This is a genomic window from Streptomyces sp. NPDC018833 (genome assembly GCF_044390825.1).
Lineage (GTDB): Bacteria > Actinomycetota > Actinomycetes > Streptomycetales > Streptomycetaceae > Streptomyces.
This window is the reverse complement of record NZ_JBIRZM010000014.1, coordinates 148813-166094: the sequence shown is the minus strand read 5'-3', so window position 1 is coordinate 166094 and position 17282 is coordinate 148813. Positions and strand designations below refer to the sequence as shown.

The window sequence follows — 17282 nt, the reverse complement described above, 5'->3', positions numbered from 1 at the left end:
ACATGCGCAAGACCACCGTTCTGCGGGCGGCTGCGGCCGCGTCCGCCGTCCTGCTCCTCGCCACCGCCTGCAACAGCCGGCGGGAGCAGGACGAACAGGGCACCGCCGCCGACGGCGCGTGCAAGGGCCAGCAGACCACCGGCATCACCGACAAGACCATCAAGCTGGGCGGAATCTACCCGCTGTCGGGACCGGCCTCCGCGTACGGCACGATCAGCAAGGGCGTGGACACCTACTTCAAGTCCGTCAACGACAAGGGCGGCATCGACGGTCGCACGGTGGAATTCGTCGTCCGCGACGACGGCTACCAGCCGCCCAAGGCGGTCGAGGAGGCCCGCAGACTGGTCGAGCAGGAGAAGGTCTTCGCCGTGTTCCAGACCCTGGGCACCCCGTCCACGGCAGCCGTGTGGGACTACCTCAACAAGCGGAAGGTGCCGCAGCCCTTCGTGGCCACGGGTGCGTCGCTATGGGGTACGGACGACAAGCACCCGTGGACCATCGGCTGGCAGCCCAACTACGTGTCCGAGTCACGGGTGTACGCCAAGTACCTCAAGGACGAGAAGCCGAAGGCCAAGGTCGCGGTCCTCTACCAGAACGACGACTTCGGCAAGAACCTGCTCGGCGGGTTCACGGAGGCCGTCGCCGGCAGCGGCATCAAGGTGGTCGCCGAGGAGAGCTACGAGGTCACCGACCCCTCCGTCGCGGCGCAGATGTCGAGCCTCGCCCGCTCCAAGGCCGATGTGCTGCTGAACATCACCACGCCCAAGTTCGGCAGTCAGGCCCTCGCCGCCGATGCCAAGAACACCAAGTGGAACCCGCTGCACATCGTCAACGCCGTGTCCGCGTCCGCCACCGTGCTCAAGCCCGTCGGCTTCAAGAACGTCCAGGGTCTGGTCTCGGCGACCTACTTCAAGGACCCCGCCGACCCTCAGTGGGCCGACGACGCGGAGATGAAGGCGTACAAGGACGCGCTGCGCAAGTACGCGCCAGGCTCCGACCCGACCAACCAGTACAACGCCTACGGCTGGGCCGTCGCCTCCAGCCTGCACAAGGCGCTCGACGCGATGAAGTGCCCGACCCGGGAGGGGCTGCGGGACGCGGTGCGCAACCTCAAGGACGTGAAGGTGGACATGCTTCTGCCCGGGGTCACCTTGGCCACGGGCCGCGGCGACGCCTTCCCGATCGAGACCATGCAGCTGATGCGGTTCAAGGGTGAGCGGTGGCAGCTGTTCGGCCAGCCCGTGGACACCCGCAAGGAGTTCGGCTCCCCGGCCAATTGAGCCGACGGGGGCGGTCCGAGTCGATTCCCGACATCTGCGGACCGCCCCCGTCCGTTCGCCTGCCTTGCGGGCTCTGTGCGTCCGCTGGAGTCGGCCGCATGGCGCAGGCACCGGCCCGGGACCCGCGGTGCGCGGTCGCGTGACGCCGTACTGGAAGGCGTCGGCGAACCGATGTCGCGCCACCGGTGTGCCGCCACGTCCATCTCGATGAACTCCGCCGCGTGCGGTCTGCCTGTCGGGTCGATCCACTGGCACTTCAGCAGCAAGGACGTCCATGTCGCGGTGCTGGAGCGGGCCAGGACCGCGCTGCCGGCGGCTCTGTCCCCGGGCAAAGTGCCGGGCGCCGAAGCCGCGCAGCGCCCGGACCTTCTCGCGGCGGTCGAGGACGCGTTCCAGCGTCACCACCCGCAGAGCCCCAAGCCATTGCTGGGCTGCGCATGGTGCAGCAGGCCGCCAGTGCGGCGGCCGTGGCCGAAGTGCGTCACTACCGCGACGCGCTGGTGGCGCGGGCCCGGACTCGGTGAGCTCCGTCCTGGCGTTGCGGAACCGCCCCGAAGCGGGGACGAGTGAGTGCACATCGGGGATGGCGAACGCAACCGCCGTGGCCTGTACGCAGGGTGCACGCGCCGGCCGCGGTGCGGCATCGGCCGTCCGACGGTCGGCCTCCACGGTGTCGGACATGGTGTCCACGGTGTCGGACATGGTGTCCACGGTGTCGGACATGGTGTCCACGGCGAACTCCTGCCGGCCCTGCTTCCGCAGGAGCGGGGCCGGTGGCCCGCCGCGACAGCGGCCGATGCGGTGGCGGTCCGCGGAGGTGTCGGCGCGTGAAGGGTGGCCGCCGAGGGCCAGGGAGCCGAACCGCCAGTGGCATACTGCTGGTCCGATGAGCGAACCATCCGCGGCAGCACGACGCCCCCCGACCAAGCGCGATGACCAGCGAGAGGCCTCCCGCCGCAGGCTCTTGAACGCGGCGCTGCAGATCCTCGCGGCGGAGGGCTACCGCGGGCTGACGGTGAAGAAGGTCGGCGACCGTGCCGGAGTCAGCCGAGGCATGGTCAACTACCACTTCACGTCCAAAGCCGGGCTCGTCGAAGCCGTTGTCGCCGATATCCGCGAGACCTTCGTCCACCGGCTCCGCGCGCTGCCCGGGTACCCCCGGATGAGCGGCCTCGAAGCCGTGCTGGCCAAGCTCGACAAGTTCTTCGCCCGTCTGGCGGAGCCCGAACCAGGAGTGCGGGCACGGGCGTTGCTGGTGCTCCTCGTCGAGGCGGTCGGCAGCACCGACGGAATGAAGGGCTTGATGGCCGAGCATTTCAGTCTCGTGCGGACCGGCGTCGAGGAGGACATCCGGCGGGGGATCGCCGATGGGAGCATCCGCCCCGACGTCGACGTGGTCGCGCAGGCGTTCCTGGTGGAGAGCATCGCTCGCGGCGTACTCCTGCAGTATCAACTGGACTCGGCCCGGACCCGCCTGGCGGACATCGCCCGGGCTGCCCACGAGACACTGGTGTTCGGGCTCACGTCGACGCCGGGCGACGACTGAGCCCCGTCGCCTGGGGCCGGATGAAGCGGCGGGCGGGGACGGGCCGCCGCGCGTCATACGGCGCTGAGTCCGCCGTCCACCACCAGGCTCTGGCCTGTGATGTAGGAGGCGTGGTCGGAGAGCAGAAACGTGACGGCCTCGGCGACCTCCCAGGCGGTGCCCTGGCGGCCCAACGGGATGCGCTCGAAGGAGGCCGTCCGGGATGCTCGCCCGGCCGAGGCCTGCCGTCCCATGGGGGTGTCGATCAGGCCGGGGACGACCAGGTTGGCCCGGATCCGGCGAGCGCCTGCCTCCTTGGCGACATGGCGGGTGAGCCCGAACAGACCGGCCTTGGAACTGTCGTAGGCAGGCGAGTTCGTGGCGGCGCGCAATCCTGCGACCGACCCGATGAAGACGACGGCGCCTGCGTCGGCCATCGCCGGCAGGGCGTGCTTGGCGGCCAGAAAGGGCGCACGCAGATTCAGGGAGAGCACCTGGTCCCAGTCCTCGGGTGACGAGCCCGTCAGGCCGGTGCCGAGACCCACACCCACGTTGACCACAAGCGCATCCAGTCCGCCGAGCCCGAGGACCGCCTCGGCGACCATGGCGGCCGACTGCTCGGCATCCGTGGCGTCACCTACCACGGCGACGCTCAAGGTCCCTTCGGAGCTGACGAGTTCGGCGGTTGCTGCCGCCGCAGGGGCGGACACGTCGGCGCAGGCCACGTCTGCGCCTTCCCGGGCGGCGAGGACGGCGATCGCACGGCCGTTGCCGACAGGTGCCCGCGGGTCGTCGTCGGGGCGGGTGCCCGCGCCGATCACCAGCACTTTGCGGCCGGCCAGGCGACGGGCCGCCTGCTCGAGGTGACCCTCATCCATGGCTCCGGCCCCCTTCAACAAAGCCCGGCCTCTCGAAACCGGGGTCCAGTTCCACACCGGTCGCGTTCAGGAAGAAGGCCACCATGTGGTACTGCCCCACCAGCATGACGATCTCGATCAGCTCGGCGTCGTCGAAGTGCTCGGCCAGGGCCTCCCAGGTGGCCTCGGACAGCCTTGCGTCGCTGTGCAACTCGTCCGCAGCCCGGATCAGGTGCCTCTCGAGGTCCGACCAGCCGTGCGCTTCCGCCCCTTCTGTGATGCGGTCGATGTCCGCATCCGTGACGCCCGCGGTCTTCGCCAGCGGGAGGTGTCGGCCCCACTCGTACAGGGCGCCGGTGTTGCGCGACGTACGCAGGATCAGCAACTCGCGAAGCCTTTCCGGCAGTCGGCCCCTACGGAGCAACTGGCCTCCGAAAGGCATGAATTGCTCGTAGAGGTCGGGATGGCGCACGAGTGTGGTGAAGATGTTCGGGACCCGGCCCCCTGGGTCGCGGGGTGCGGCGGCCAGCAGCTTCCGGGCCTTTGCATCCCAACGCTCCTCGGGGAGCGGCATCAGCCGCGGACGAGTCTGCGCGGCAAGCGCAGGAGTCTGCTCGGCGAGTTCGTGGCGCTCTGACATGGCGACCTCCCACATGAGGCGCTCACCATAAGTGACTGGCTGAACGCTTAGCAAGTGAATTCTCCCCCGCAGACCGAGTGACTTCGACCCGAGCGGTGTTCGGTTATCGAACTGCGGGTACCGTGAGCGGCAGAATCATGGCGCTACGAAGGGCGGAGCGCGGAGCGATGCGGGGGTGCAGCGGTGGCCCGACCGACCAGGCCGATCCTCTCCAGGGCGCGGATCTGCGCCGCGGCGCTGGCCATCGTGGACCGTGACGGGCTCGCCGAGTTGTCGATGCGCAAGCTCGCCCGAGAGCTCGGGGTCCAGGTCTCCTCGCTCTATGAGCATGTCAGGACCAAGGACGACGTCCTCCATGAGGTCGCCAACACCATCATGGAGGGCGTGGACGTCTCCGGCTTCGAAACCGGCGACTGGCGGCACGGGGTGGCCTCCTGGGCCCGGTCCTACCGCGCGGCTCTCGCCGCCCATCCGCACATCGTGCCGTTCCTCGCCTACGGTCCGGCCCGCCGTGAGGCCTCGCTGCGGCGTGCCGACGCCGTGCACGGCGGGCTGGTCGGCGCCGGATGGCCCCCGCGCTACGCCACGATGATCGGAGCCTCGACCAAGTACCTGGTCGTCGGATCGGCGATGACCTCCTTCTCCCGCGGGTTCGACGACGATGTGCAGGTCTACGTCGAGCGGTATGCGCAGCTGGCGGATGCCCACCGGCTGGCCGACCATGCCGACACGATCGACCGTGACAGCTTCGAGCTGGCCCTGGAGATGTTCCTCGACGGCCTCGGCCGCCTCCACGAGCGCGTCGTGTCGCACCAGGCTCCGGAGCCGACTCCTCGTCCGAACGACTGATCCCCGCGGCTGACTCCTCGCCCGCACGACTGAGTCCACGGCCGGCTCCTCGCCCGAACGACTGACCCCGCCGCCGACTCCTCGTCCGCGCGTCCGATCCCCGCCACCCCGTGCGTCCGCTGCCGCAGGGTGCTTTTCCTGTGCCGACTTCACGCCGACGCCTTGTCCGGCGTCGTGGTCCACTCTAGGCTCCCCCCGCACCGAACGGCGTTCGGTTAAGGTCGATCCCGACCCTACGACGACCTGACGCCACCGCTTGCAGCGAGGAGTTGATGTCGTGTACGGGAGATACGAGCCGCCCCCGGGATCCCATGAACTGCCCTACGGGTTCCATGAGCCACGCAGGAGACCGCCGTCGTACGCCGGCGGGCCTCCCGAGGAAGTGGGCGCCGCGCCACAGGTGATGACCGCCCTCGCGGAGCTGCGCGCCGCGCGCCGTTCCAAGGTCTTCCCCGTCGCCACCGCCGTGCTTGGCCTTTACCTGGTCAACGCGCTCCTGGCGAGCACGGCGCGTGACGTGATGGCGATCAGACTCGTCGGCCACCTGAATCTCGGGCTCGCATTGGCGCTGCTGCAGTGCGGTACCACGCTGGCGGCCTGCCGGTGGTACGCGCGCTACGCCGACACCACCCTGGATCCGCTGGTCGAGAGGGTCCGTGCGGGGCTCGGGTACCCAGGGGAGGAGCGGTGAACGCAGCCTTGGTGCTCGCACAGGAGAACCGCACCGGACTCGTCCTCACCGTCTTCGCGGTCTTCGTCGTCGGTGTCGTGCTCATGTCCCTGATGGACGCCGCCGAGAAGGACACGCCCCGCCGCTTCTTCGTCAGCGGTGGCGGGCTGTCCTCCTCGCGCAACGGCATCGCCCTGTTCGGCGACTTCATCTCCGCAGCGACGTTGCTGGGCACCCCGGGGCTGATCGCCCTGGCCGGGTTCGACGGCATCCCCTACCTGCTGGGCCCCATCGTCGCCTGGGCAGTGATCCTCCTGCTGATCGCCGAGCCGTTTCACAACACCGGCCGCTTCACGGTCGGCGACGTGCTCGCGCACCATCTGCGCCCGGGACCGGTGCACTTGGCCCTGGGGCTCGCCACGCTGGTGATCTCCCTGTTCTATCTGACGGCCCAGCTGGTGGGGGCCGGGGCCCTCGCCGCCCCGTTGCTCGGCATCTCGGGAGTCGCCGCCCAGAACCTCCTGATGTTGTTCCTCGGCATCCTGATGATCATCTATGTGGCGCTCAGCGGTATGCACGGTGCGACCCTGGTGCAGTGTTTCAAGGCGGCCTTTCTGCTGGTCGCCAGCGGGTTCCTGGCCCTGCTGGTGCTGGCGGAGTTCGGCTGGAATCCCAGCGACCTGCTCGGGGCCGCGGCCGACCGCAGCGGCGTCGGCGAGCGCTTCCTGGCGCCCGGAGCACGGTCCCAGGGCGGTGCTGCCGACACGCTGGACGGGCTGAGCCTGCAACTGGGCGCGGTGCTCGGAGCCGCAGGCCTGCCGCACCTTCTGCTCCGCCTGGGAGCGGTGCCGACCGCACGAGCCGCCCGGAAGTCCGTCCAATGGACGGCCGTTCTGACATGCGTCTTCTGTGTCACGGCCGGGGTACTGGGGTTCGGCGCGGCGGCCCTGGTCGGCCCGCAGGAGGTCATGAGCGGGAACTCCTCGGGGAACACGGCCACGTTGCTGCTGAGCGACGCCCTCGGCGGGTCGCAGATGCTCACCCTGATGTCCTGCGTGGCGTTCGCCACCATCCTGGCCGTCGTGGCGGGCGTCGCCCTCGCCGCAGCCACCTCGGTGGCGCACGACATCTACGGCGTGGTGATCAGGAAGGGGCGCGCCACCGAGTTCCAGGAAGTGCTGGTGGCCCGGGTGTCGGTGGTGCTGATCGGCTCCGCGGCGACGGCCCTCGCCCTGTGGGCCTCGCGTATCAACGTCTCCTTCGCCGCCGGACTGGCCTTCGCGGTCGCCGCCTCAGCCGTCCTCCCCGCCCTGCTGTACGGCCTGTACTGGCGGGGCTTCACCACCACCGGAGCGGTGTGGAGCATCTACGGGGGCTTGATCTGCTCGGTGTCTCTGGCGGTATTGTCTCCCGCCGTCTCCGGAACTCCCACGGCGTTGTTCCCCGACCTGGACTTCGCCGTGTTCCCGCTGAGGTATCCGAGCATCGTCTCCGTCCCGCTGGCCTTCGTGCTCGGATGGCTCGGTTCCGTGCTCAGCAGGGAGAAGCCCCAGCGCGCTGCCCGGTCCGCGTTCGAACACCGCATGCTCGTAGGCAGCGACGCCTCGTGAAGCGCAGCGCGGCGCGCGGCGACGTCACCGTGGCGAGAGGGGGCGACGGCGTGGTCCGCGAGCCAGCGCTGAGGAGGTCGCAAGCCGCGTCCTCGTCGCAGGTCACGTACGGGGTGCCGGCTCGGTCGCGAAACGGCGGATCAGGTCGGCACGCGAAGTGACGTGCAGGCGCTCGAAGATACGTCGCAGGTGGTAGTCGACCGTGCGGGGGCTCAGGCACAAGCGGGCGGCGACCTCCTTGTTGGTCGCTCCCTTCGCCACGAGCAGGACGATCTGGTGTTGACGGGAAGTCAGCACTTCTGTCGTCCTGCTCGGCCCGGCGGAGTCCCTGTCCTCGGTGGGCCCGTCGTCACCAGCGGCCCGCAACTCGGCGCGCGTTCGGTCGAGCCACCGCCGTGCCCCGTGTCTCCGGAAGACTTCTGCCGCCTCCCGGAGATGGGCACGGGCGTCCGCGCGCCGCCGCTCGCGGTTGAGGTGCTCGCCGTAGAGCAGGGCTGTGCGGGCCCGTTCCAGCTCACGATCACCGGGTGGGTGCATGTGCAGGGCGAGCCGGAAGTGCTCCTCGGCTCGGTCCGCTTCAAGGAGCGCACGGCAGCGTGCCGCAAGGGCCGCCGGCCACCCCCGGCCGATCACCTCGGCCCACCGGATGAAGCCCGCCGCGGCCCGCTCTGCCCGAGGGCGGTGACCAGCACGGACGGCGGCCTCCACATAGGTGGGCGCGGCCTCGAGCGCGATACCCGGGTGTCGTTGCCTGGTTCTGGTCAGCCGATGCAGCCTGGCCGCGGCCTCGCTCCAGTTCCCCGAGGCGAGATCGAGGTGGGCCAGGCCCCACAGGCCGAGGGCGGAGGCGAGTCCCACGCCTGCCGCCGCGTCGCCGACGACGCGGTCCGCGTACTGCTCGCAGGTCTCGGCATCCCCGGCGAGTCCGGCGGCGAGCATCAGCATCCCCATCAGGGTGCGGACACAGTGGAGCTGGCCCGTCTCATGGGCCAGCCGCAGCGCCTCGGTAGCGGTGAGCGTCGCCGCCTCCGGCCCGTTCAGCCAGCATTCGGGGTAGGCGAGGTACTGCATGGCGTACGCCATGGTCGGTGTGTCCCGTTCCTCGCGTGCCCGGGCCACCGCGCGGGTGGCCAGCGCACGGGCGCGCAGGTCGTCGGCGATGAAGAGCGCGCCCTGGGCTCCCCATACGAGGAGAACGGGATCGTCCATCGACGTGGCGGCGGCCAGGTGTTCGCGCAGCCGGGACACCGCCTCCAGAAGCCGGTCCTGAAAGGAATCGGCGACCGCCAGGAGAATGCCGGCGGACCACCGGGTCTCCGGCTGGACTGGTTCACGAGAGGCGTCGAGTACGGCCGGCACGCGTTCGCCGGCCCGCACCAGTGAGGCCGTGTCTCCGGCATGCAGCCCCGTCTCCCCTGCGGCCACCAGCGCCTTGACCGCGAGGGAGGGGTCGGCGCCGGCGAGCGCGTCGGCGGCGTCCATCATCCGGTCGCAGGCATCAGGTGCCGCTGCGCAGTGCTGCGAGATCACTGCGTGCAGGTAGGCGATGTGTCCCCGTACGGACATCGCGTCCCCACCGACCAGGGGCTCCGCCCGCTCCAGCAGGCGTGCGGCGTGCCGCAGCCGCCCGGCGCGCCTGCCGACATCCGCGGCGGCGAGCAAGCGGGTTCCCCGGCGGGCATCCTCCGCTGTCAGTTCGGCCGAGCGTGTCATCAGCGCCCCGGCGTGGGCGTACTCGCCGTGTCGGCGGGCCTGGGCGGCCTGGCGCTCCAACTCGTCGGCCAGGTGGGCGTCGGCGCCCGGCAGCAGTGCGGCCTCGTGCCACCAACGGCGGTTGTCGTCGGTGTCGGCGAACACGCGCGCCAGCAGCGTGTGCGCCCAGTGCCGATCGGTCAGATCCACACCGCGGTAGATGGCCTCGGGAAGGTCGGCGCGGCGGAAGGAGACGGTGGCCTGGTCCACGGTGACCAGCTCCCCGGCCACGGCGGGTTTCAGGGCTGCCGGGGTGATACCGACCTGGTGCGCCACGCGGAACAGGGAGGGCAGATCCAGGCGCGGTTCGGCGGCGAGCAGCACCAGCAGTCGCCGGCAGTCCTCGGGAAGCCGACGGAACGGACCAAGTCTGAGATGCGCGAGGCACGGTCCCAGCGGCAGTGGGTCGGGCAGCCGGAAGGGCTGGCTGAGCTGAGCGGGGCCCAGTGTCCGCAGCAACTCGAGCAGGACGACGGGGTTGCCACCGGCCGTGTGGACGAGCGCCTCGCGTACGGCGGGCGCCACCGGAGAGGGCTGGTACCGCGCGATCAGCCGCAGGCAGTCGCGGTCGTTCATGCCCGGGAGGTGGAGCACCGGCACACCTGGCATCAGCGCAGCCGCGTCGCCGTCCGTCGCGGCGAGGATCATCACGCGTTCGGTGCTGATCCTGCGGGCCACGAAGCCGAGGGCGTACCGGGACTCCGCGTCGACCCACTGCAGATCGTCGACACGGACCAGCACCGGACGCCTGCCGCCTGCGGTCGCCAGGAGCTCCAATAGGGCGACCGGGACGAGTGACCGCTCCTCCGGGGATGGGACCAGGCCGCGAAGCAGTCGCTCCGCGACCTGCCGGCAGGACGGCGGCACCCCGCGTAGGTCGTCGGCCAGCGGCCGGACGAGTCGTTGGACCGCTCCGTAGCCGAGGGTCTGCTCCGCCTGCACGCCGTCGGCGCAGAGCGCCCGGACGTCGTCCACGAGGTGCATCGCGTAGCGGAGCAACGCGGTCTTGCCGATCCCCGGATCCCCCGTCAGCAGCAGGGCCCCGCCGGCTCCCCTGCGGCAGGCTTCGAGCCTCGCCACAAGCTTTCGGCGCTCGTTCCGCCTGCCGACGATGGGGTCCTCGGCGCCGTACGTCATGAACGTACGCCTCCCAGGTCGCTGTTCTCTGGTCGAGAATAATGATTATTCTCCCGCTGAAACGCAATCGGCCGAGGGCGATTGTCCGAATCCCGCCCCCCGACCCGCGAAAGCCGGACCGACCGGTCCCCGTACGCCTGCGGGCCGTGTGTCCCCGGGGCCGGCCCGGTTACGCTGGGGTGGTGGCAGAGCCTGATTCCCTCGCAAGACCGTCGAGCACCGTGGTTCGCGAACGGCTGATCGTGGCAGCAGTCCAGGAATTCGGTGAGCAGGGCTACGATCGCGCGCGCGTACAGGACATAGCCCGTCGTGCCGGGCTCTCCACCGGCGCCATCTACGGCAACTTCCGGAACAAGGCGGAGTTGCTCGCCGAGGCGGTCGACTACGGTCTTGCCGCCGCCGGGCGCAGACTCGGCCGGGCACTCAACCAAGGGGCAGCCCCCGCCGACGTGCTCCAGCTGGTCATCACGTATCACTCCGACCCTCACCAGCGTTCCTGGGCGCCGCTGGTGAGCGAGGCGCTCGCCGCGGCCAGGCGGGACGGGGAGGTCGCCCGCAAGGTCCACGCCGCCCTCCACCGAGCCGAGAAATCCCTGACGGAGCTGGCCGAACTGGCCCGGCAGGACGGCTCCCTCACCGCCGACATCGACCCCGCGTTCTGTGCCCGCCTCGTGCTGTCGGTGTCTCTCGGGATGGACGTCCTCACCTCACTCGACGTCAAGGGCCCGGACCACGGCGCCTGGACCGCCTCGATACATCGCCTGTTCGCCGGACTGGCGACCGGCCCCGCCGACTGATCGCCACCTCTGATCACGCCCTCGCCGGAAGGTGTTCCGCCCGGCACCACTCGCGTACGACGGCGGGGCCTGGAGCCCATGGCGGTCGGCGCACCAGGACAGCGGTCGGACGTCACCGGCGGGCCGCCCGGGTGAATCGGCGAAGTCGCCGGTGTTGCACTGGTGAGGCCGGCCGAGAGATCTCCGAACATGCTGGTCAGCGACACGACAGGAATATTCCCGAATTCCGGTCGTCTTCGGGTCTGTTGACAGGAGAAAGGTCGCCCGTCACTCTGCGGTCAAGTCGCAGAGGGTGAAATCGCAAACCGTTCCGACCGCCCCATCGTCTGGGGACCGGAACGCGGAAAGCAGCCGGTGCAGGCTCCGGAACAGCTCCGTCCTGGGCCGACTGCTGTCGCAATGACCCCCGCAATGCGGATCAATTTGCGGATCCTTTCCTGGCGGATCCTTTCCTGACAAGCCGACGGTTCCGTCCTCGGACGCACGCCGCCGGAATCCGTTCGACTGCCCCCTCACAAGGAGGAATTCGTGTCTCAGTCAAGACCGGCCCTTACCGCCGTCACCACCGCTTTGGCAGCCGGCGCACTGCTGGCCGTTACGGCGCTCCCCACGACCGCCGCAGCCGCCCGGCAAGCCGCGCCGGCCCAGCAGAAAGCCACCGGCGTACAGACGACGACCGTACGGTACGGGCCGTTCACCATCCCGGCCACGGACGGACACGACCACGGGGGGACCGGAAACCGGATCAAGTTTAACGTCCAAAAGCCGTGCGACGATTGCTTCATCACGGGATTCAAGCCCAATCTCGTCTACGCGGACGGATCGAACGCCAACGTCAACACCGGGCCGATGCTGCACCACGCGGTGTTCGGCAACCACTGGAAGCGCGACACCGTATGCAACGGTCCACAGCGGATATTCGCCACCGGCAACGAGCGGGTGGAAACCGTCCTGCCGTCCGGATACGGCGTCAAGGTCGGGAAGGGCGAGCGGTGGAACATGCTGTACGACCTCATGAACCACGCGCCGCAGAGCAAGGAGGTCTACATTTCCGTCACCTTCACCCATGAGTCTGCGACGGGTTCCGGAATCAAGCCGGTCACGCCGATCTGGATGGATGCAGGCGGCTGTCTCGGCAGCGTGTACGACGCCCCCGAGGGCGTCAGTGAGAAAACCCGGCAGTGGCGGTCCACCGTCTCCGGAAAGCTGGTGCACATGCGTGGGCACCTCCACCACGCGGGCCACTCCGTGTGGACCGAGAACCTGACGACCGGCGAACTCCTGTGCAAGATCGTGGCCGAGGAGGGCGGCACTCCCGAGTTCATCGATCCCCACGGGAACACCGAGATCTCCGACATGCCACCGTGCAGCGGGAACCCGCTCGGCAGGATCGACCGGGGTGACGTCCTGAAGATCACCAGCAGGTACGAGATCGAAGGGCACGTGCACGACGACGTCATGGGGATCATGGTCGGCTGGGTTGCCAAGGACTGAACGTGCCGCGGGGCGCGGCGGGGTGGGGCCTTGGTACCCGCCCCGCCGCGCCGCCACCACAAGAGGTGATCTCATGGGCCCCGGTCGATCACGCGGCTCGGTTTCCCGGCGGTTGGTCTGGCCCGCCGACGTCCTGGTCTGTCTGGTCTGGGTGGCCAGTGTGTGGGTCGCCACGCGGGTGGAGGCCGGTCCCGGCCTGCGGACGACGGCGTTGTTCGTGCACCTGGGGGCACTGGTCCTGGGGATGGGCTCGGTGCTCACCATCGACTACTACGGCCTGCTGTGGCTGTGCGGCAAGCGGACCCTGCGCCAAGTACTGGACTTCACCGCACCGTTGCATGTACCCGTCTGGACGGGCCTGGCCGGCATGGTGCTGAGCGGCGTCGTCCTCGGCCCCGATCCGGCCGTCGCGCTCATCCGGGTCAAACTGGCGCTGGTCCTGCTGATCGCGATCAACGGGGTGCATGCGCAGGCCCTGCACCGGACTCTTCAGGAGCAGGGAGACGAGGGGGCGACGCGGCGACTGCTGGTGCGCGGCGGAATCTCAGCCGTCGTCTCGCAGTTGGGGTGGTGGGGAGCGGTCGCGATCGGATTCCTCAACAGCCGGCCGTGAGGGCGTGGGGGCCCGTGTCGCCGGCGGCGCCGGCTATGTCTGTGCAGTCGCCCCGCCACAGCCCACCGGCCAGGCCGCCGCTCCCAGGCGATCAGTGCCGGCGCGTCGTAATCGGTCCCAGAGGCGAAACGCCCGGGATAATCCCGTAGCCACTGGCGCTACTGCGCTCTTGGGGCGAGAAACTTGCTCGTCGCTTCGGGTGACCGTAGGGGATGCTGCAGGCGTGATCGAGCGAGAAGTCGCGGTTCGGATCGTTGAGGAAGAGCTGGACCGCAAGTATGAGAAGTGGTCGGCTGCGGGCGTGGCCTCCATGCGCATGTCTGTGGTGCATGTCGAGGAGCACGAGCTGGTGTGGATCATCGACTGGCAGTCCGAGGAGTTCGTGCGCACCCGGAACCCCGAAGCCATGCTGGCCGGCAACGGGCCGTACCTTGTCGACCGCATCGACGGAGGGCTGCACCAGATCGGAGTCGTCTCCGCGATGGGCGGAGAGTGGGAGGCCGACTACCGCGTTCGTATCCGTGGCCTGGCTGTCCGCACTGCGGTAGACGATCTACATGATGAGGTACGCGCAGTCGCTGCCACCCACGGGCGCATGCAGTCCGTGCGCACCCTGCGGCAGAGGCTGCCGGTCCTGTCGCCTGCGCAGGCCCTTGCGTACCTGAGCGCATTGCTGGACGGCGATGCCCCAGCCCACCTCGTGGCGGTCGCTGTCGAACAACTCGTCGAACCCATCAACCCGGTGCTCGCTGTGGCGACCATCCGCCCGGGAAATCCAGGCCGGACAACCTGACTCTCACAGGTTGACTTCGCCGTTGGTAAGCCCCTGAGCGGTCTAGTGGGCCTGGGTGAGCGCTTCAGAGGTCGGGAGCGGAGTGCCACCTTGCTGGATAGGTGACATCTGGTCGCGAGGGTTGACGCCAGGGCCGTCTCCGCGGAGGAACTCGCGGGCGCCGCGGAGTCTGGTCCGCAACCGCTGCTGCGTGGCGCGGCTGTCGAGGCGTACGTCGAGGGCCCCGGGCAGGGAGGCATCGACTCGTCGCCCGGCGGGCAGCCGCGCGCCGTCGAGCCCTTCGCGCCGGGCGATGAGTACGCCGAGGTCGTGACGGCTCACCGCGTCCGGCCCGGCGAGGTGGAACACCCCGGCCGCGTCGGACAGCGCGATCTCCCACAAAGCGGCTGCCAGGTCCTCGACATGGACCGGGCAGCGGATGTCATCGGTGAACAGCACCCCGTCGCGGCTGCCGACCGCCAGGGCGTGCACCGTGCGCTCGTGCACGGATCGGCCGTGTCCGATGATCAGTGAGGTGCGGGCGACGGCGGCACCCGGCACCAGAAGCCGCACCCCCGTCTCGGCAGCGGCCTTTGCGGCGCCGTACGGGGTGACCGGATCGGGCAGGCAGCTCTCGTCGTAGCGGACGTCCGCGCCGGAGAACACCGCGTCGCTGGAGACATGGACCAGGCGGCAGCCCTGCTCGGCGGCGACCAGCGCCACGCGGACAGCGCCGTCAGCGGTGATCGCCCAGTCGGACCTGGCGCTGGACGCGTTGATGACGACTGAGGGGGCCACGTCGGTGATCACCCTGGCGACCCGCGCAGGATCCCGGACGTCGAGAGGATGCCAGGCCACGCCTGGGGTCCTGCCGGGCCGGGAGGCGAACGTCGCGGCCGTCTCGTGCCCCGCCGCGGTGGCTTGACGGACCAGTTCGGTCCCCAGGAAGCCACTGCCACCGATGACCAGGACTGTCATGACCGACACGGTAGCGGACGGCAGTTGCCGACACGCGGCCCGCGGCACCACAGGGCCGCACAGTGGGCCAAGCCGGGCCTCCCTGTCCTGCCTCGACAACCGTGACGAGCCTCGGTCGCCTTGACGCCACCTGGCACTTTGCCGATGTTGAAGACGGCGCCAGCTGCGCACGAAGCCCGGAACAGGGGCCGCCGGCACCATCCCCCGCTCACGCGGCCGAAGGCTCCGCGCAGTTCATGGCGCATCGCAGACACTCGGGTGACCGCTCTCTGCCGGCGATCGGTGCCGTGGGCGCACTGGCAGGCGTGTTCCTCGGCCGACGCCACCGGAGGTGTCCGCGCAGGGGATGACGCCGGCGGCGAGGTACCTGTACGGAACGGCAGAACGGCCGGTCCTGGGGGTTACGGGTCCGGTTGATCGCGCGGGATCCTGACGGATGTCTGGCTCGGCGGAGGGAGCAGCCTGTGAACTGCCCGAGGTGCGGGGGAACAGCCCAGCAGGGTCCGAACGGGTCGTGGTCTTGTCCGAACTGCGGGCCCATCAGCGGCAGTACGCCCGCCGCAGACGCGAGGGCACTACCCTCGACAGAATGAGCGCGCCACAGGAAGCACCCCAGCCGGCCGCCGCAGACGACGGTCCGAAGATCACCCGGACCGACTGTGACCGATGCGGAACCCGGGTCGCGGGAATCGACGGCCGGTACGCGTGTGGGGTGTGCGGCTGGGTGAACCACTGGTCCGAGGGGCACCGGCCACTACCGCCAGCGGAAGCGGACGTCGACTTCCCCGGCCGGACCGGCGCCGCCACCCAGCGCGAACGCTGACCGACTGCAGGCCGCCTGAGCTGTCGGTGCCCTGGGTGACTCGGGTCCCCACATGGCACTGCGAGAAACCACCGGAAGTCGTCCCGATGGCTCCGTGAGCATCAGACAGATCCGGCCGCCCCCAGGATGGACCGGTTGAGCGGCACGCCGTGAAGGAACCTGTGCCTGTCGGCCGCGCTGCCGACCAGCTCGGACTCGCGCATCACTTCGGCGCGTCCCATGTCCGCACCAACGACCCGGGAACGCTGAAGGCGGCCATGGTGATGCTCTGCGCCAGTCGCACGTGGCGGTCCGTCGACTGGGAGTCGGTGCCCGAGCGGCCCAGAAGGTCCCGCCACCAGGATCTGCCACTCCATGGGCGCCCCGTCAGAACAGTGAGTTGTCGCCCCGCAGCCGACGTCGCAGGAACGAGGCGAAGGTCTGGTCCTCCAGATGCGTGAGCGAGGTGCCCCCCGGCTCGACGTACCCGACGCGCCAGTCCTGCGGGTCGCTCGTCAGGGCGAGCCAGCCGAACGCCCTGCCCTCCCATTCGCCCCACTGCAGGAACACCGGGTCCTCGGTCAGCCAGGCGACCCTGGCGACGGGGAACACCCGCATCCCTGCGATCACTCCCCCGGGGAACTCCCTCATGACCGTCAGGTAGTCCTCCGGGAACACGATGGACGACTCCCTCGCATTCTCCACGGCCCGGTCGGCGAGCTCCTGCGCGTACTGCCGGACGCCCGGAACACCGATGTTCCGGATCCGGGCGACAAGCTCCTCCACTGCGCCGATGTCCGGGTTCGACAGGACCGTGGCCGTCGCCCGCATGTCGTCGGCGACCTTCCAGAAGGAACCCGATTCGTATTCCTCGATGGTCTCGAATGCGGGAATCCCCTCGCTACGTCCGAGCAGCGCCCGCGCGACCAACTCCGAGGCGGGGAAAGGGAGGTCGAGCCACAGTTGGAAATCGTCGTCTGTGACGACGGTCGTCCAGTCCGCGGTGTCGGCGGCGGTGGTGTCCCACAGCAGCACGCCGTCGGTGGCGGTGCGGCCCCACGGCACCATGCCGCCGGGCTCCGGGTAGAGGGGGAGCCACAGCCGCTGATCGCGGCTGCGCAGCGACAGCTCCATGTCCCCGATGCGCAGTGAGGTGGGCCGGGTGAACTCTTCCAGGGAGCGCACGGGGAGGCCATCGGGCCGTTCGAGCAGTACGGAGCCCGCGAAGACTCCCGCCGGCACAGCCTGGACCAGGAACTCGAAGTCTTCGGGGACGACTCGGCCGTACCCGTCCGCCGGTCGCGTCGGGGCGTCGAGGCCGAGCAGTCGGACGACGTCGAGATGATTCATGTGTTCCTCCCTGAACGGCGTCGGGGGGGGGGGGGGGGGGGGGCGGGGGGGGCCCCCCCCCCCCCGGGGGCGGGGCGGCCCCCCCCCCAGGGGGTTCGTGGGACCGCGGCCGGGCGGAGGTGTAGACCCCGGTGTTTAGGGGGGGGTGGGATAACC

Annotated in this window: 16 protein-coding genes; 11 read left to right on the top strand and 5 right to left on the bottom strand. The window is 69.8% G+C overall.

The features are described 5' to 3' along the window. The first annotated feature begins 2 nt into the window (after positions 1–2). The 3 genes from ACH5AF_RS26130 to ACH5AF_RS26120 all read left to right on the top strand — a co-directional run bounded on the left by ACH5AF_RS26130 (position 3) and on the right by ACH5AF_RS26120 (position 2826). Positions 3–1280, top strand: coding sequence for an ABC transporter substrate-binding protein (locus ACH5AF_RS26130; protein ID WP_398904710.1), 1278 nt, complete (start codon positions 3–5; stop codon positions 1278–1280). A gap of 207 nt (positions 1281–1487) precedes the next feature. Then, complete coding sequence (locus ACH5AF_RS26125; protein ID WP_398904708.1) at positions 1488–1850, top strand: hypothetical protein; 363 nt, start codon at positions 1488–1490, stop codon at positions 1848–1850. A 316-nt stretch (positions 1851–2166) separates the two neighbouring features. Then, on the top strand, positions 2167–2826 hold the full coding sequence (locus ACH5AF_RS26120) for a TetR/AcrR family transcriptional regulator (RefSeq protein WP_398904706.1): 660 nt from the start codon (positions 2167–2169) through the stop codon (positions 2824–2826). 53 nt (positions 2827–2879) lie between these two features. Here ACH5AF_RS26120 and ACH5AF_RS26115 read toward each other — a convergent pair whose 3' ends face one another. Continuing rightward, positions 2880–3683 carry an SDR family NAD(P)-dependent oxidoreductase gene (locus tag ACH5AF_RS26115; RefSeq protein ID WP_398904704.1) on the bottom strand — a complete coding sequence of 268 codons (804 nt, stop codon included), beginning with the start codon at positions 3681–3683 and terminating at the stop codon, positions 2880–2882. Continuing rightward, positions 3676–4302: a carboxymuconolactone decarboxylase family protein gene (locus tag ACH5AF_RS26110; protein WP_398904702.1), complete on the bottom strand. Its 627-nt coding sequence runs from the start codon at positions 4300–4302 to the stop codon at positions 3676–3678. The genes ACH5AF_RS26115 and ACH5AF_RS26110 overlap by 8 nt, the downstream gene beginning before the upstream one ends. Before the next feature lie 183 nt (positions 4303–4485). Here ACH5AF_RS26110 and ACH5AF_RS26105 point away from each other — a divergent pair, with 183 nt between their 5' ends. From ACH5AF_RS26105 to ACH5AF_RS26095, 3 genes are all read left to right on the top strand, one after another. Then, positions 4486–5151, top strand: a complete 666-nt coding sequence (locus tag ACH5AF_RS26105; protein WP_398904700.1) for a TetR/AcrR family transcriptional regulator — start codon at positions 4486–4488, stop codon at positions 5149–5151. A gap of 277 nt (positions 5152–5428) precedes the next feature. Beyond that, on the top strand, positions 5429–5842 hold the full coding sequence (locus ACH5AF_RS26100; protein ID WP_398904698.1) for a DUF485 domain-containing protein: 414 nt from the start codon (positions 5429–5431) through the stop codon (positions 5840–5842). Continuing rightward, positions 5839–7431 carry a cation acetate symporter gene (locus ACH5AF_RS26095; RefSeq protein WP_398904697.1) on the top strand — a complete coding sequence of 531 codons (1593 nt, stop codon included), beginning with the start codon at positions 5839–5841 and terminating at the stop codon, positions 7429–7431. The genes ACH5AF_RS26100 and ACH5AF_RS26095 overlap by 4 nt, the downstream gene beginning before the upstream one ends. A 102-nt stretch (positions 7432–7533) precedes the next feature. Here ACH5AF_RS26095 and ACH5AF_RS26090 read toward each other — a convergent pair whose 3' ends face one another. Next, on the bottom strand, positions 7534–10320 hold the full coding sequence (locus tag ACH5AF_RS26090) for an AAA family ATPase (protein ID WP_398904696.1): 2787 nt from the start codon (positions 10318–10320) through the stop codon (positions 7534–7536). Positions 10321–10502: 182 nt separating this feature from the next. Here ACH5AF_RS26090 and ACH5AF_RS26085 point away from each other — a divergent pair, with 182 nt between their 5' ends. The 4 genes from ACH5AF_RS26085 (at position 10503) to ACH5AF_RS26070 (ending at position 14017) form a co-directional block, all read left to right on the top strand. Further along, entirely contained in the window at positions 10503–11117 is a 615-nt protein-coding gene (locus ACH5AF_RS26085; RefSeq protein ID WP_398904694.1) for a TetR/AcrR family transcriptional regulator, read from the top strand. 528 nt (positions 11118–11645) lie between these two features. Further along, positions 11646–12611 (top strand): hypothetical protein, encoded by a 966-nt coding sequence (locus tag ACH5AF_RS26080; RefSeq protein ID WP_398904692.1) that lies wholly within the window; start codon positions 11646–11648, stop codon positions 12609–12611. A gap of 73 nt (positions 12612–12684) precedes the next feature. After that, entirely contained in the window at positions 12685–13224 is a 540-nt protein-coding gene (locus ACH5AF_RS26075) for a hypothetical protein (protein ID WP_398904690.1), read from the top strand. Between the two features lie 223 nt (positions 13225–13447). Then, a complete protein-coding gene (locus tag ACH5AF_RS26070) occupies positions 13448–14017 on the top strand; it encodes a YrhB domain-containing protein (protein WP_398904688.1) in 570 nt (189 codons plus the stop codon). A 42-nt stretch (positions 14018–14059) separates the two neighbouring features. On the opposite strand, the gene ACH5AF_RS26065 is transcribed toward ACH5AF_RS26070, so the two are convergent. Beyond that, the gene (locus ACH5AF_RS26065; protein ID WP_398904686.1) at positions 14060–14974 is read right to left on the bottom strand and encodes an SDR family oxidoreductase; all 915 of its coding nucleotides are present in this window, start codon (positions 14972–14974) and stop codon (positions 14060–14062) included. 589 nt (positions 14975–15563) lie between these two features. Here ACH5AF_RS26065 and ACH5AF_RS26060 point away from each other — a divergent pair. After that, positions 15564–15797, top strand: coding sequence for a hypothetical protein (locus ACH5AF_RS26060; protein ID WP_215186128.1), 234 nt, complete (start codon positions 15564–15566; stop codon positions 15795–15797). Positions 15798–16163: 366 nt separating this feature from the next. Here ACH5AF_RS26060 and ACH5AF_RS26055 read toward each other — a convergent pair whose 3' ends face one another. Next, entirely contained in the window at positions 16164–17126 is a 963-nt protein-coding gene (locus ACH5AF_RS26055) for a hypothetical protein (protein WP_398904684.1), read from the bottom strand. Positions 17127–17282 lie beyond the last annotated feature (156 nt).